15 protein-coding genes and 1 pseudogene are annotated in these 15,302 nt (G+C 64.6%); 8 read left to right on the plus strand and 8 right to left on the minus strand.

The genetic code is table 11. The features are described 5' to 3' along the window. The 5 genes from E5222_RS06450 to E5222_RS06470 all read right to left on the minus strand — a co-directional run. Positions 1 to 995, minus strand: a 995-nt coding sequence (locus tag E5222_RS06450; protein ID WP_136692963.1) for an outer membrane beta-barrel protein, incomplete at its 3' end; no start/stop codon positions are given. Between the two features lie 80 nt (positions 996 to 1,075). Further along, a complete protein-coding gene (locus E5222_RS06455; protein ID WP_136692964.1) occupies positions 1,076 to 2,161 on the minus strand; it encodes a PA0069 family radical SAM protein in 1,086 nt (361 codons plus the stop codon). A gap of 42 nt (positions 2,162 to 2,203) precedes the next feature. Continuing rightward, positions 2,204 to 2,731: a molybdenum cofactor biosynthesis protein B gene (gene moaB, locus E5222_RS06460; protein WP_136692965.1), complete on the minus strand. Its 528-nt coding sequence runs from the start codon at positions 2,729 to 2,731 to the stop codon at positions 2,204 to 2,206. Continuing rightward, positions 2,731 to 4,443, minus strand: coding sequence for a lytic transglycosylase domain-containing protein (locus tag E5222_RS06465; protein ID WP_246021590.1), 1,713 nt, complete (start codon positions 4,441 to 4,443; stop codon positions 2,731 to 2,733). Before E5222_RS06465 ends, moaB begins: the two co-directional genes overlap by 1 nt. Positions 4,444 to 4,487: 44 nt before the next feature. Next, the gene (locus E5222_RS06470; protein ID WP_136692967.1) at positions 4,488 to 5,225 is read right to left on the minus strand and encodes a uracil-DNA glycosylase family protein; all 738 of its coding nucleotides are present in this window, start codon (positions 5,223 to 5,225) and stop codon (positions 4,488 to 4,490) included. Between the two features lie 123 nt (positions 5,226 to 5,348). Here E5222_RS06470 and E5222_RS16905 point away from each other — a divergent pair. The 8 genes and pseudogenes from E5222_RS16905 to E5222_RS06505 all read left to right on the plus strand — a co-directional run. Further along, positions 5,349 to 5,435 (plus strand): annotated as a pseudogene (locus E5222_RS16905) (FAD-dependent oxidoreductase); the annotation flags it as partial. Between the two features lie 474 nt (positions 5,436 to 5,909). Next, entirely contained in the window at positions 5,910 to 6,977 is a 1,068-nt protein-coding gene (locus tag E5222_RS16910) for an electron transfer flavoprotein-ubiquinone oxidoreductase (RefSeq protein ID WP_425456249.1), read from the plus strand. Between the two features lie 111 nt (positions 6,978 to 7,088). After that, positions 7,089 to 7,901: a 4-(cytidine 5'-diphospho)-2-C-methyl-D-erythritol kinase gene (locus E5222_RS06480; RefSeq protein WP_136692969.1), complete on the plus strand. Its 813-nt coding sequence runs from the start codon at positions 7,089 to 7,091 to the stop codon at positions 7,899 to 7,901. After that, positions 7,898 to 8,626 (plus strand): N-formylglutamate amidohydrolase, encoded by a 729-nt coding sequence (locus tag E5222_RS06485; protein WP_136692970.1) that lies wholly within the window; start codon positions 7,898 to 7,900, stop codon positions 8,624 to 8,626. Before E5222_RS06480 ends, E5222_RS06485 begins: the two co-directional genes overlap by 4 nt. A 109-nt stretch (positions 8,627 to 8,735) precedes the next feature. Then, positions 8,736 to 10,601 (plus strand): dihydroxy-acid dehydratase, encoded by a 1,866-nt coding sequence (ilvD, locus tag E5222_RS06490; protein WP_136692971.1) that lies wholly within the window; start codon positions 8,736 to 8,738, stop codon positions 10,599 to 10,601. Further along, a complete protein-coding gene (locus E5222_RS06495) occupies positions 10,594 to 10,965 on the plus strand; it encodes a hypothetical protein (protein ID WP_136692972.1) in 372 nt (123 codons plus the stop codon). The genes ilvD and E5222_RS06495 overlap by 8 nt, the downstream gene beginning before the upstream one ends. Next, a complete protein-coding gene (locus E5222_RS06500; protein ID WP_136692973.1) occupies positions 10,952 to 12,343 on the plus strand; it encodes an NAD(P)H-hydrate dehydratase in 1,392 nt (463 codons plus the stop codon). Before E5222_RS06495 ends, E5222_RS06500 begins: the two co-directional genes overlap by 14 nt. Then, positions 12,340 to 13,539, plus strand: coding sequence for a class I SAM-dependent RNA methyltransferase (locus E5222_RS06505; protein WP_136692974.1), 1,200 nt, complete (start codon positions 12,340 to 12,342; stop codon positions 13,537 to 13,539). Before E5222_RS06500 ends, E5222_RS06505 begins: the two co-directional genes overlap by 4 nt. Here E5222_RS06505 and E5222_RS06510 read toward each other — a convergent pair. From E5222_RS06510 to E5222_RS06520, 3 genes are read right to left on the minus strand one after another with little or no spacing between them, the layout of a single operon-like run. Further along, complete coding sequence (locus E5222_RS06510) at positions 13,498 to 14,295, minus strand: hydrolase 1, exosortase A system-associated (protein WP_136692975.1); 798 nt, start codon at positions 14,293 to 14,295, stop codon at positions 13,498 to 13,500. The genes E5222_RS06505 and E5222_RS06510 overlap by 42 nt on opposite strands. Further along, positions 14,292 to 14,960, minus strand: coding sequence for an alpha/beta hydrolase family protein (locus tag E5222_RS06515; protein WP_246021591.1), 669 nt, complete (start codon positions 14,958 to 14,960; stop codon positions 14,292 to 14,294). Before E5222_RS06515 ends, E5222_RS06510 begins: the two co-directional genes overlap by 4 nt. A 7-nt stretch (positions 14,961 to 14,967) precedes the next feature. After that, positions 14,968 to 15,264 (minus strand): acyl carrier protein, encoded by a 297-nt coding sequence (locus E5222_RS06520; RefSeq protein WP_136693767.1) that lies wholly within the window; start codon positions 15,262 to 15,264, stop codon positions 14,968 to 14,970. Between the last annotated feature and the right edge of the window lie 38 nt (positions 15,265 to 15,302).

Consider the following 15,302-nt stretch of genomic DNA (forward strand, 5'->3'; position numbering starts at 1 on the left):
TTACGCCGTTCGGACAGGCCGACATTGTAGGTCGTCGAACCCGAGCGGTCGGCGTGGCCTGCCAGCATGATAGCTGCCGTACCGCAATCGCCATAGGCGGTGATCGCCGAGTCCAGCACCGTGGCCGCTTCCGGCGTGATCGCCGACTGATCCCAGTCGAAGAACACGATGTAGGGCCCCTGGTTGCACACTGCCTGCGGAGGCGGCGGCGGAGGGGGCGGAGGCGGCGGGGGAGGCGGCGGCGGGGGAGGCGGGGGCGGAGGCGGCGGCGGGGCCACCGGCTCGGAACCGCCGAAATTGTGCGTCAGCACGGCCATCACCGAATGGGTGACGAGGTCGAAGTCGAGATTGCGGCTATTGGCGCCCAGCACCGTCGCCTCATTCACATCGTAGCGGTCGACCACCGTCGCATTGTCGACGCGGAAGTAGCGGTATTGAAGACCGAGGTCCCAATCCTCGGAAAGCGGCATGTAACCGCGGGCAATGCCCTGCCATGCGAAGCGCACATCGTTATCGTCGAGGAAAGTACGTCCCGGCACGCCAATGTCGAACATGCGCACATTGGCAATTCCGACACCGCCGCCCAGCGAGAAGCCAATGCCGTCATTGCCGCCGAAATCGAGCAGCGCGTTCACCATGCCGCTCCAGATCTCGACATTGCCGTCCGCAGTGAAGGACCCGGTGGCAAAGTCGGTCCCCTCGACCGGGATCGGGCCAACCGGGCCACTGATCGTTTCGAGGTCGAAGCGCTTATAGGCGCCTTCACCTTCGAGCCGGACCGGACCGAAGTCATAGCCGACGATGCCGCCCAGGTCCCATCCCATGTCGTCGGCCTCGCCAGTGATCGCCTGTCCGGTTCCCTGCACCGTGTAGTCGATATCGTCGGGAATGAGGACGCCGCCTTCGATGCCGGCATAGACCTCGCCATCGCGGGCAAGGGCGGGTGTGGCGAGCATGCTGGAGGCCAGCGCAATCGCCAATACTGATTTCTTCATCGCAATTCCCCTTTGTCGGACCCGTGAGGAAACACGGCATGTTCATGCCTTAGGTCCGTTTTGCGACAATCCGGAGACGGTCACCAAAGGCTTAGCTGGCCGTTGGTCGAAGGCGGGCGGAACTGGCTGCAATCGAGGTTGAAACGTTGCTTCGCGATCCCCGCGCGCTTGCAGGCAATACGGAACCGCGTGCGGAACAGCTCCGCCCACACGCCGCTGGGCCGCATGCGGTGGAAGAAGCGGCTGTCATTGTCCTTCCCGCCGCGCACCGATTGCACGATGCCCATCACCTTGCTGGCGCGGTCCGGGTAATGCACGTCGAGCCACTCACGAAACAGCGGGGCGACTTCATGCGGAAGGCGCAGCATGATCCAGCCTGCCGAAGTGACCCCAGCCTTGGCGGCCTCGGCCAAAATCTCTTCCATGAAGCAATCGGTGATCGCGGGGATAACCGGTGCAACCGAACAGTGGGCGGGCACGCCTGCCTCGACCAGTTTTGCCAATGCAGCGAGTCGCTTGCCTGGCGAAGCTGCGCGCGGTTCGAGCTTTCCGGAGAGCTTCGGATCGAGCGTCGTCACCGATATGCTGACCGCCACCAGCCCACACGCTGCGAGCTCCTTCAACACGTCAAGATCGTGGAGCACCCGGTCGGACTTGGTGGTGATCATCACCGGGTGCCGCGCCTCCAGGCATACTTCGAGAACCTGGCGGGTAATGCGGTAGCGCGCCTCTATCGGCTGATAGGGATCGGTATTTGTGCCCATGGCGATGGGGGCGGGAATGTATTTCGGGCGCGCGAGCGTCTCCCGCAGCAGCCGCGCCGCATCGGGCTTGGCGAAGAGCTGCGTCTCGAAATCGAGCCCCGGTGAGAGGTCGTGAAAGGCGTGGGTGGGGCGTGCAAAGCAATAGACACAGCCATGCTCGCAGCCGCGATAGGCATTGATCGAACGGTCGAAGCCGATGTCGGGAGACTGGTTGAAGGTCAGGATCGACTTGGGCCGCTCCTCTGTTACCGTGGTGCGTAGCTTGGGCGGGTCGCCATCGAGCATGCGCATGGCCTCACGCCAGTCGTCATCGACCTCTCGCTGCGGAAGGTCGAAGCGCTCTGATCGCGCAGAGGATTGCGCGCCGCGTCCGCGGACGATTGGGTCTCGTGTATGTCCCATGAGGATGGAACATACACGGAACAAAGGGGCTTGGAAAGAGGGTCAGACCTCTTTGAGGCGCGGCATCAGCTCGACGAAATTGCAGGGCCGGTTGCGGGCGTCCAGTTGCTCGGCAAGGATGTTGTCCCACCCGTCCTTCACCGCGCCATTCGAGCCGGGCAGGGCGAAGATATAGGTCCCCTCCGCCACCACAGCACAAGCGCGCGATTGCACAGTGGAGGTACCGATGGTCTTGAAGCTGATATAGCGGAACAGCTCCCCGAAACCGGGGATCTCGCGCGTCTTCACGCGGTCGAGCGCCTCGGGCGTGACGTCGCGGCCGGTGAGGCCCGTCCCTCCGGTGGAGACGACCGCGTCGACATTCCCGTCCGCCATCCAGGCGCGCAGCTGCGCCTCGATCACATCGGCATCGTCCTTCAGGATCGTGCGCGCGGCGAGGTTGTGTCCCGCGCCGATAATGCGCCCCGCAAGGATATCGCCCGACGTATCCTCATCCGGTCCGCGCGTATCGGAGACGGTGAGCAGGGCGATGTTGATCGGCTTGAATGTGCGGTCGGGATCGATGGCCATCATTTGCTTCCGGAAGACATGTAGACGCGTCCGTTAGCGCCACTGCCCGATCCGGGGAAGGCCGGCCAGCCATTTTCGGCCAGCGATGTGCGACTGGGCGAGGGCGAATTCGCCTGCCGCTCATACATCCAGTAATTGCGCATCACGATGGCGACATATTCGCGCGTCTCCCAATAGGGGATCGCCTCCATGTAAAGCAGCGGGTCGCCCATGTCGCGCACCTCGCTCTCCCACCGGCGCACGGGGGTGAGGCCCGCATTATAGGCAGCCATGATCTTTGGCAGCTGGTTCCGCGTGGCCGGATCTTCCTGCAACATTTCCAGATTTCGCTGGCCGAAGGCGAGGTTGACGCGGGGATCGTAGATATCGACGGCCGCTGCGTTCATTTCCAGGCGCGGGGCATGTTCGCGCACCGTAATCGGGGTGATCTGCATCAGGCCCTGCGCATTGGCGGGGCTGCGCGCATTGGCGCGGAAATTCGATTCCTGCAGGATATGCGCATAGGCGAGCGCGGGATCGACGCGCCATCCGTTCATCGGCTCCCAGCGTGGCGCGGGGTAGAAGCTCGCCGGATCGGCGCGACCACCCTGCGGTGCGTTATAGGCCATGTAGAGCTGCGTCTGCGGCAGGCTCAACTCGCGCGCAAGGCGGGAGAGCGCCTCGTAATCGTCCGGATCGCCGATCTTTGCCTGGTGGAGCAGGACTTCGCTCGCCAGCACGTCCTCGCCAATTTCAGCCAGAGCCACGGCGATGCGGACGTTTTGGTTATTGCTGATGCGGCGCCAGTCATCGTTCGACAGATCCGCACGCGACACGCGATCGGGAAGCTTCCTGCCCAGCTGCTCGGCGGCGAGCATGCCATAGAGCGTCTGGTCGTTGCCCGCCGCTTCGGCCAGCAGTTGCGAGGACAATTCCGGCTGCCTGCACCGCAACACCGAGCGGCTCGCCCAATAGAGCGAAGCCGCGCGCAATTCGACGTTCTCCGCCATCGATGCCGCGCGGCGGAAGGCCTCGCCCGCACCCTCGCAATCGTTCAGCCGCCATGAGGCAAGGCCGACGACCCATTCGCCTTCAGCCAGCCATGCGCCACTGCCTGCGGCGACGGAGCGCGCCATGGCCAGCGCCTCTGCGTCCATGTTCTCGATGAAATAGGACCAGGCGACGCGCTGACGCCATTCCGCCCGTGCTTCGGAGCTGAGCGAGGCATCCACGCCGTCCAGCAGCAGGCGTGCCGTATTCGGATCGTCATTCGAAATCGCGGCGAGGATGCCGGAGCTGACGTCGGACGGCATGGTCCCGTCATTGACCGAACGCGGCCGGTCTCGGCGGGGGAAATTGCCGACCGAGCGGAGTTGGCGTTCCACCGGAAGGTAGGGACGTGCCTCCAGCCCGCGCGTCTGGCCAAGCCGCACCAGTTGCGCGGCCATCGGCAGTTCCTGTCCGCCATCGAGCCAGCGGAGGATTTGGTCGAGTTCCACGCGCGGTGAATTGGGGTGGAGGTAGAATTCGGCCAGCGCCACGCGGTGGAGCAGCCCGTCCTGACGCTGGGCGAGCAGTTCCTGCACCTCGCCCCAGCGCTCGCCCTTGATGCTCGCGAAGACCGAGCGATAATAACGTGCATCGTCCTCCGACAGCTGGCGCGGTGCGTCATTCTGCGAAACATGAGCAATGAAATATTCGCGCGAGTCCTGAGCCTGCGCGGTGGTTGCCATGCCAGTCGCCGCGAGTGTTGCAGCGGCGGCCAATGCCAATGTCCTCATCTATTCCCCGTCCAGTCGAGCCAGCTGTGCCACAGGCGTGCGCGCAGCCTTGCGTTCTCGAGCAGATTTTCCGGTCCGAAGCTTGCCAGCAGATGAATCGCGCTATCGCCCAGACTCAATTCCGCCACGGCTTGCCGCTTTTCCAAGCCGAGCACGGGCATCAGGTCGCGTCCGAGGACCAGCAGGCGCTTGGGAGCGGCCAATTTGATGTGGTGTTGCAGCACTTCGCCAAGGCCAGCTGAACCGAGGCCATCCCAGTCGGCCAGCGGCATATGGCGGGGCAGGGCGCTGGCGATATAGGCACGCTCCTCGGCAACGCCCATTGCGCGAAGCATGTTGCTGACCAGCGTGCCTTGCGGGCCGGAGAGCAGCTTTTCGCTATCCTGTGCCTCGGGCATGGGGACGAGCACCATCAGGTCCGCCTCGACCACACCGCGCGGTGCAACCCGGTCGCGCACAGCGTCGCCATCGAGCGAGGGTTCGGTCATCCACCAGCTGGCGAAACCTTCCAGCGAGCCCGGCCAATTGGCGCGATCGCCGCCGATGGCAGGCGGTGCGGGCTTCTCTTCCTCGACCTTCCTGGCCTGTTGCAGCTTTTCGGCAGCAGCCTTGGCCGCTTTGGGCTCCTGCAGCAGGGCCTCCGCCTCATCCCGGAAATCGTGATCGACGCCCGCCTCGCGCCACCAGTCGAGGGCGGCGGCGAATTGTTCGGCAAGGTCGGGTTGCTGTTGCATATTCACGATCGGTCTTTGGCAGACAGTCCAAGGGCGGTCTTGACCTGCACACGGCCAGCGATCAAGTGCCTAGGCAAAGCAATGCCCGTTTATGGAGAGGGACGCATGAGCGAACGTGAGAGCATGCCGGTGGACGTGGTCATCGTTGGCGGCGGCCCCGCTGGCCTGTCGGCGGCGATCCGGCTCAAGCAGCTGAACGAAGAGCTTGAGGTCGTCGTGCTGGAAAAGGGCGCGGAGATCGGCGCGCATATCCTCTCCGGCGCGGTGATCGATCCGCGCGCGCTGGACGAGCTGCTGCCCGACTGGCGGACGGATGGCTGCCCGATGGCCGAAACGCCCGTCACGGATAACCTCCACTGGGTGCTCACCAAGGGCGGGAAGTGGGAGATGCCGCATCTCGCTTTGCCGCCGCTCATGTCCAACAAGGGCAATTACACCGGATCGCTCGGCAATCTGTGCCGCTGGCTGGGCGAAAAGGCCGAGGCCATGGGCGTACAGGTCTTCCCCGGCTTCCCCGCTTCCGAAGTGCTGTTCGACGAAGCGGGCAATGTGATGGGCGTCGCCACGCAGGACATGGGCGTCGCCGCCGATGGCTCGCACAAGCCGGATCACGAGCCAGGCATGGAGCTACATGCGAAATACACGCTCTTTGCCGAGGGTGCTCGCGGCCATCTGACCAAGCTAATGAAGGACCGCTTCGACCTCGAGGCCGATTGCGAGCCGCAGGTCTTTGGTCTCGGGATCAAGGAATTGTGGGATATCGATCCCGACAAGCATGAGCCGGGCCGGGTGATCCACACCCAAGGCTGGCCCCTGTCGGAAAGCGACACATGGGGCGGAGGCTTCCTCTATCACCAGGCCAACGGGCAGGTAGCATTGGGTTTCGTTACCGCCCTCGATTACGCGAACCCCTATGTCTTCCCCTTCGAGGAATTCCAGCGCTGGAAGCACCATCCGGCGATCCGCGAAGTGCTCGAAGGCGGCAAGCGCGTGGCCTATGGCGCGCGCGCGATCAATGAAGGCGGCTGGCAGAGCGTGCCCAAGCTCGCTTTCCCAGGCGGTGCGCTGATCGGCTGTTCGGCCGGTTTCGTGAACGTCCCGCGCATCAAGGGCACGCATACGGCGATGAAGAGCGGGATGCTCGCCGCCGAAAACATTGCCACTGCCATTGCCGCGGGCCGCGAGAAGGATGCGCTGGAGGATTACGATGCCGCCGTCCGCTCCAGCTGGATCGCGGACGAGCTGCAGAAGGTGAAGAACGCGCAGCCGCTGGTCGCCAAGTTCGGCGAGGGGCTGGGGACCGCGCTGGCAGGTATCGACATGTGGCTGCGTACGCTGAAGATCCGCCTGCCGTTCACGCTCGGCCACCACAAGGATGCCGAGAGCCTCAACCGCGCCGATCTCTACAAGCCCATCGCCTATCCCAAGCCCGATGGCGTGCTCAGCTTCGATCGCCTGACCTCGGTCTCCTTCAGCGGGACCAATCACGAAGAGGACCAGCCCTGCCACCTGAAAGTGGCGGACATGGAGCTGCAGCTGGAGAGCGAGCTGGGCGTCTATGCCGGACCCTCCACCCGCTATTGCCCGGCGGGCGTCTATGAGTGGCTGGTCGAGGAGGGTGCGGAGCCCAAATATGTGATCAACGCGCAGAACTGCGTCCACTGCAAGACGTGCGACATCAAGGATCCCAACGGCAACATCACCTGGCTCACGCCCGAAGGTGGCGGCGGCCCGATGTATCCGAATATGTGAGAATTCCGGTGGCTTCGTCATTGCGAGGAGCGTAGCGACGAAGCAATCCAGGGCGGGACGCGAGACGCACTGGATCGCTTCGTTTCGCTCGCGATGACGATATTCTGACCAATGACCCTTCGCGAAACCGCCTATGCCAAGATCAACCTGGCGCTGCATGTGCGGCGGCGGCGGGAGGATGGCTATCACGAGCTGGAGACGCTGTTCGCCTTCGTCGATGCGGGGGACAGGCTGGTTGCCGAGACATGCGACGCCGACCGCGTCACCGTGACCGGCGAGTTTGCGGGGGCGCTGACCGATCCCTTCGACAATATCGTCGCCCGCGCACTCAGCGCGCTGCAGCATCCTGACGGGCTGTGCGTGACGCTGGAGAAGAACCTTCCGGTAGCCGCAGGGCTGGGCGGTGGTTCCGCCGATGCGGGCGCGGTCTTTCGCATGATGCGCGAAGCTTACGGCCTGCCTGATAATTGGCGTGAGCGTTCGGCGAAACTCGGCGCGGACGTCCCCGCCTGCGTCGATTCAACCATGCATATAGGCCGCGGCGTGGGCGAGGAACGCGTTGAGGTCGAGAACGACATGGCGGGCATGGCGGTGCTGCTGGTCAATCCACGCGTTCCGCTGGCGACCGGGCCGGTATTCAAGGCGTGGGACGGGAAGGATCGTGGTGCGCTGCCGGAAGGTTCGGCCCGGCAAATTGCTCGCGAGGGGCGGAACGACTTGCGGCTCCCGGCGATCTCGCTGTGCCCGATCATCGCGGATGTGCTGGACGCGCTGGACCAAACCGATCCGTGGATGAGCGAAATGTCGGGTTCGGGCGCAACCTGCTTTGCCCTCTATGAGGATATCGGCCAGCGTGACCGCGCCGCCGAAACCATCGCAAGGCTGGAACCCGAGTGGTGGCAGATGGTAGGGCAATTGCGATGACCGAAACATCCTACCGCCAGATCCCCGCATTCGACACGCACGGTATCGTTTCCGTGTGCGATCATGCGTCGAACCACGTGCCCGATGGTATAGAGCTCGGGGTCGGCTCCGAGGTGCTTGAGAAGCACATCGCCCGGGACATTGGCGCGGCTGGTGTCGTGGAGCGGATGGCGCGTCGTCACGGCATTCCTGCACATTTGGGCGAAGTCAGCCGCCTCGTGATCGACCTCCACCGCGAGGAGGAGGTCGACGGCCTGATCCCCACGACCAGTGACGGTATCCTGATCCCCGGCAATATCGGTGCCGACAGGGAAGGGCGGATCGAGAAATACTATCGGCCCTATCACGATGCGCTCGCCGCATGGCTCGACGAGCAGGACCCGCAGCTGATCCTCTCGATCCACAGTTTCACGCCGGAACTGGAAAGCAAGCCGGGCGAGGAGCGTCCGTGGGAAATCGGCCTGCTCTACAATGAGGATGACCGCGCCGCCCAGCACGCCATCCGCCTCTTCGGCGAACTCGGCGTGACCGTGGGCGATAACGAGCCCTATTCGGGCAAGCTCCTCAACGCAACGATGAACCGCCATGCGGAGGCGCATGGCCGCCCCTATTGCGCGATCGAAATCCGCAACGACCTGATTGCGAACGAAGCTGGACAGGCGCGCTACGCAGCGATGATCGCCGATGTCGCCGGACGGGTACTGTCGGCGCTAGCGAGCAACTAGACGCTCCAGAAGTCCCACGGTTGCCATTGCAACCGCATTTTCGCTTAAGATAGCTGCGCGCTTGGTCTAGGGGCGCAAGCAGATACATAGTCATACCCACGGAGCCGACATGCCCGCCTATCGTTCCAGAACCACTACCCACGGCCGCAACATGGCCGGCGCGCGCGGATTGTGGCGCGCCACGGGCATGAAGGACGAGGATTTCGGCAAGCCGATCATCGCCGTGGTCAACAGCTTCACCCAGTTCGTGCCGGGCCATGTCCACCTGAAGGACCTTGGCCAGTTGGTCGCGCGCGAGGTTGAGGCGGCAGGCGGCGTCGCCAAGGAATTCAACACCATTGCGGTGGATGACGGTATCGCCATGGGCCATGACGGCATGCTCTACTCGCTGCCGAGCCGCGACCTGATCGCCGACAGCGTCGAGTATATGGTCAACGCCCATTGCGCCGATGCGATGGTCTGCATCTCCAATTGCGACAAGATTACGCCGGGCATGCTGATGGCCGCGATGCGGCTGAACATTCCGGTCGTCTTCGTTTCCGGCGGGCCCATGGAAGCGGGCAAGGTCGTGCTCGATGGCGAGGAAAGGGCGCTCGACCTCGTCGATGCCATGGTCGCCGCCGCCGATGATCGCATTTCGGACGAGGATGTCGCCGCGATCGAACGCTCTGCCTGCCCCACCTGCGGATCGTGCAGCGGCATGTTCACCGCGAATTCGATGAATTGCCTGACCGAGGCTCTGGGCCTCTCGCTCCCCGGCAACGGCTCGCAGCTAGCGACCCATGCCGACCGCAAGGGCCTGTTCGAACGCGCCGGTCGCCTCGTCGTGACGCTGGCGAAGCGCTATTACGAGGAGGACGATGACAGCGTCCTCCCGCGCAAGATCGCCAGCTTCGAAGCTTTCGAGAACGCGATGAGCCTCGATATCGCGATGGGCGGATCGACGAACACCGTGCTCCACCTGCTCGCCGCAGCGAATGAGGCGGGGGTCGAGTTCACCATGGAGGATATCGACCGACTGAGCCGCAAGGTGCCGTGCCTTTCCAAGGTCGCGCCCGCGAAGGCCGACGTACATATGGAGGACGTCCACCGCGCAGGCGGGATCATGGCGATCCTCGGCGAGCTCGACCGTGCAGGCCTGCTCCACACTGCGCTTCCCACCGTGCACAGCCCGACTATGGGCGATGCGCTGGCGGACTGGGACATCACGCTCACCAACAATCCCAAGGTGCAGGAATTCTTCAAGGCCGCGCCGGGCGGCGTGCCGACGCAGACCGCCTTCAGCCAGTCGCGCCGCTGGGATGAGCTCGACCGCGACCGGCAGAACGGCGTGATCCGCAGCAAGGAACATGCCTTCAGCCAGGACGGCGGCCTTGCCGTTCTCTACGGCAATATCGCCCGCGATGGCTGCATCGTAAAGACTGCGGGCGTGGATGAGAGCATCCTGAAATTCTCCGGCCCGGCCAAGGTCTATGAGAGCCAGGACGCTGCCGTCACCGCCATCCTCACCGACCAGGTGAAGGCGGGCGACGTCGTCGTTATCCGCTATGAAGGTCCGCGCGGTGGGCCGGGCATGCAGGAAATGCTCTACCCGACCAGCTACCTCAAATCGAAGGGCCTGGGCGCGGCTTGCGCCCTGCTGACTGACGGGCGCTTCTCCGGCGGCACGTCGGGCCTCTCGATCGGCCATGTCTCGCCCGAAGCGGCGGAAGGCGGGGATATCGCGCTGGTCGAGGAAGGCGACATGATCGAGATCGACATCCCCGGCCGCACGATCAACCTCGCGGTCTCCGATGCCGAGCTGGCATCCCGTCGCGAGGCGATGGAGGCGAAAGGCGAAGCCGCCTGGACCCCGGCGCAGGAGCGGCCGCGCAAGGTTTCGCCCGCATTGCAGGCCTATGCCGCGATGACCACCAGTGCTGCGAAAGGCGCCGTGCGAGACGTTTCGCAGATCAAGCCCAATCGCAATGGCTGACAGGCGCGCGGCGCTGGCCTTGCTGCCGCTGCTCGCCGCGTGTGGCCAGCAAGGCGGTGCGGGTGAGGGGGACGCCATGGAAGCGGGTGAACCGATTTCCTGCGCCATCTCTCCCGCCAGCAGCATGAGCATGAGCTGCCGCGTCGAGCGGGCCATAGAGGACGGCGCGCTCTTCCTCACCATCCACCACGAAAACGGCGGGTTCCGCCGCCTGCGCGTGATGGAGGACGGCAGCGGGGTCACTGCAGCCGATGGCGCGGACGATGCGCGGATTACCGTGTTCGACGGTGAAATCGAGGTGGAGCTGGGCGGCGACCACTATCTGCTCCCTGCAACGATCACGGCCACCGATGCTGTCCAATAGGCAAATCCTCACCGTCGCCCAGATGCAGGCAGCCGAACAGGCGCTGATCGATGAGGGCGAGAGCGTCTCCAGCCTGATGGAGAAGGCGGGCACGGGCGCGGCCGACTGGGTGTGGCGCATGGCTGCGGGGAGGCCCGTCACCGTGCTGTGCGGCCCCGGCAATAATGGCGGCGATGGCTATGTGATTGCGCGCGTACTGACGGAACGGGGCCTGAAGGTCTCGGTCGTCGCGCCGCTCGAGCCCAAGACCGATGCCGCGCGCAAGGCTCGCGCCGCTTGGGGTGGCGAACCGGTCGAACACGCCACCGGCTCCGTTTTCGTCGATTGCCTGTTTGGCAGCGGGCTGACGCGCGGTCTTGATGAGGGGCTGGAGCACCTGCTCCTCCGCCTCGCCCGGGCGCATGACCTGCATATCGCGGTGGACCTGCCGAGCGGGATCGATGCCGATAGCGGCGAAGTGCTCAATGACGTCCTGCCAATCTATGACCTCACCATTGCGCTGGGCGCATGGAAGTTCGCCCATTGGATGATGCCGGCAATGGAAATGATGGGCGCGCGCCGGCTCGTCGATATCGGCGTCGGCGAGGATGGCGAGACGGCGAGACTGGCGCGGCGCCCGCATCTCTCTCCGCCGGAAATGGATGCACACAAATATTCGCGCGGGCTGCTGGGCGTGATCGGTGGCGTGATGCCCGGTGCCTCGCTGCTGGCGGCGCGCGCGGCAATGCATGGCGGGGCAGGCTATGTGAAGCTCTTTACCACGCATCCGGTCCCGCAGGCGCCGGCAGAGCTGGTGGTGGAGCATGAGTCGCTTTCGTCCCTGCTGGCGGATGACCGGCTTGCTGCCATCTTGATCGGGCCGGGGCTGGGCAGGGATGCCGATGCGCATGCCAAGCTCGCCTGGACGCTCGGTTGCGACCTTCCCACCGTGTGCGATGCCGATGCGCTGCACCTACTCGAACCGGTGATGGTGGAGGGGCGGACCGCGCCCTTGATCGTGACGCCGCATGCCGGAGAGCTGGAAGCACTGGGCAACAATTTCGGCTCTGTCGGGCTCGACCGGATCGACCAGCTGACCGAGCTTGCCGAAGCAATCGAGGGCGTGGTGGTCGCCAAGGGACCCGATACGATGATCGATGCGCCGGGCGATCCGGTATTGATCATGCCTCCCGCGACAAGCTGGCTCAGCGCGGCAGGTACGGGCGATGTGCTGGCGGGACTGATCGGCAGCCGCCTTGCGGTCGGGTCGGACTCGCCGTCCGGTCATGCGGTGGAAGCGTGCTGGCTTCATGCCGAAGCGGCGCGGCTTGCCGGGCCCGCTTTTACGGCAGGTGACCTCATTGACTATATTCCAGCAGCTTACGGCAACTTCCTGTGAGTGAAACCGAAGAAATTATCCGCATCGCCGCCAAAGGTGACGGAGTGACCGCGACCGGCCAACATGTTCCGGGCGCCGCACCGGGCGACATGGTGGCGGATGGTCAGATCGTCACGCGTGGCCCTCACCGCGTCGAGCCTGTTTGCCGCCATTTTGATCGTTGCGGAGGCTGCGAATTGCAGCATTGCGACGATGCAGCGCTTGCCGATTACATCTCCTCGCGCATCGCCTTTACCGCGCAATCGCAGGGCATGGAGCCGGAGGTCATGGTCCCGGTGCATCTGTCTCCGCCAAGGAGCCGCCGCCGCGCCACGCTCCACGCTATCAATGGCGGCGGGCGCGCGGTTATCGGCTTTCGCGAGGCCGGATCGCACCGCCTTGTCGACCTGCGCGAGTGTCACGTGCTTGCATCGGAGTTGTTCGCATTGGTCGAGCCGCTGCGTGCCTATCTCTCGCACCGAAAGGACCGCTATTCGGCAGAGATCGACCTCACGCTGGCCGATCAGGGCGTGGATTGCGCGATCCGCAATATCGCCATCGAAGGGCTCGACCAGACCGAGGACCTGCTCGACTTCTGCCGCGAGCATAGCGTTGCGCGGCTCGGTCTCGACCAGGGTTATGGGCCGGAGACCTTCTGGGAGCCGGAACCGGTGACTGTCAAGCTGGGCGGTATCGCGGTTCCCTATCCCTCCGGATCCTTCCTTCAGGCGACTGCGGATGGCGAAGCCGCACTGGTCGGCGCAGTACGTGAATGGTTGGGAGACTGTAACCAGGTTGCGGATCTCTTCGCGGGGCTGGGCACCTTCGCCTTCGCGCTCGCCGGTTCGTCGCAAGTGACGGCGGTGGAAGCCGCACGCGATGCCATGCTTGCCTGCCGCACCGCCGCCTTGCGCGCCCGCGTTCCGGTCGACGCGCAGCATCGCGACCTCTTCCGCAATCCCCTAAGGCCGGAGGAGCTGGCCGCTTTCGATGGCGTGGTGATCGACCCGCCGCGTGCGGGTGCACGCTCGCAGGTTGAACAGCTGGCGAAGAGCAGTGTGCCGCGCATCGCCTATGTCAGCTGCAATCCCTCCAGCTGGGCACGCGACGGGGCGCTGCTGGTAGAGCAGGGCTACAGGCTCGCGGAAGTGCGCCCGGTGGGCCAGTTCCGCTGGTCAACCCATGTCGAGCTGGCGAGCCTGTTCGTGAAGGGCTGACAGGATTTTCTCCCGCAACCACGCACGTGCATGCGGCTCGGGAAAGGAATGGCCGGCGTTCTTGCAGACATGGCTCGCTTCCCGCAATTCGGGAAAGGCAGAGAGGAAGGCCTGTCCGGTACGGTCCTTTTCCGCGACGAGATAGTGCGTGGGAACAGGCGGGGCTGCGGTGAACCGTCGCAGCGAGCCGCATAATGATGTCGCAGCTGGGGCGGGTGACAGCGCGCTCTTCAACCCGCGCAGCAAGCCGTCGATGGAGACTTCGCCCCGGAACAGTCGCGCCAATTCGGCGGGGTTGCGCAACTTGGACGCATAACGCGCCCGGAGAGCCTCGGGCGCATGCCCGCTATCGTTCCCGTCGAAGGTCCAGACATTGGCGAGGACCAAGGCATCGAGACCGCAACCATCGCCCAGCATCAGCGCGCTAGCCGCGTCGCAATTGCCGAAACCGACGATGCGCGCGAGATCGGGGCGGCGGTTCCGCAAGGTCGCGACGGCGGCGCGGATGTCAGGTGCGCTCCCCGTGAAACCTGCATTCTCGCCGCTGCTGTCGCCCACGCCGCGACGGTCGAAACGCAGCACGGGGTAGCCCTCGGCCGCGATCTCAGCCGCAAGATGGGCATGGCCAGAGAACGCCCCGGCACGCGTTTCATTGCCGCCCGAAACGATCAGCAGGCCCGTCTTGCCGGGCGCATCGTCGAGTGTTGCGTGGAGTTGCTCTCCCTCGCACTCGAAAACGAAGTGCTCGCGGGTCATGTGGCCATCTCCGCGGCGATAAGCCTTGCAAGCGCCTCCGCCTGCGCCTGGTCATGATCGGGCTCGCTGCGCAGCCAGAGCGCGGCACCGCCGATTTCAGCCTGACGGATGACGCGCAGGGCCTCGGGAAGGACTGCAGCGCTATCGCTCATCTGCGCGATCATGTTCGATCCGAGATTGTAGCCCGTCAGTTCTAGGCCGTCCTGCCGTCCGCTCTCGATCAGGTTGGCAGCATTCTCTTTCCGTCCACCTTCCTGCGAAGCGATCACACGGGCGCGGGTGAGGGCGCGCAAGGCAGTGTCAGGTGCAATCGGCGCATAGGCGAAACCCGGCAGGTCCGGAGCGATATGCGCCGAAGCACGGATCGTCAGCACATGCGTACAGCCGTGCTGCTCGGCAGCCAGACGGGCAGCCTTGCGCCAGCTGTCGAGGTCCTGCTCCTCCAGCGGGGAAGGGCTTTCATTGCAGCCGGGAAGGTCGGGCAAAACGCTGGTGATCCCCGCCGCTTCCAACGCGCGTATCGTGGCGACCGTGAGATGGCGCAGCTTGTTCGCTTCGTCGAACCAAGCGGGCAGGATCAGCAATTGCGCACGCGCGCCGGGACCGGTGCAGAGGGCAAGTTCATGCTGGCCGGAAGGCGCTTGCCAAGTCCGCGGCCGGAGCATGGCGCGGTCAGTCTCCCTCGCGCTTGGCGGTCACGAAGGCGAGCAGCGCGCCGAAAGTCTCCAGCATTTCGCCGTCCACCTCGTCATCCTCGATCAATATGCCGAGCCGATCTTCCACCTCGGTCAGCAGGCCCGCGACCGCCATGGAATCGAGTTCCGGCAGGTGGCCGAACAGGCCGGTATCGGCGTCGAACTCGGCGACCCGCTCTGCATCGAGGCCGAGGACGTCCTGCAGCACCTGGCGCAGAACCAGTTCGGTATCGATATCGTCTTCATCGCGAATTGCAGGCAGGTTTTCGGCCATAAGCTCCCCGTTTGGGGCGCCATTACGCTGCTGGGCCG

The sequence above is a fragment of the Alteraurantiacibacter aquimixticola genome (genome assembly GCF_004965515.1).
GTDB lineage: Bacteria > Pseudomonadota > Alphaproteobacteria > Sphingomonadales > Sphingomonadaceae > Alteraurantiacibacter > Alteraurantiacibacter aquimixticola.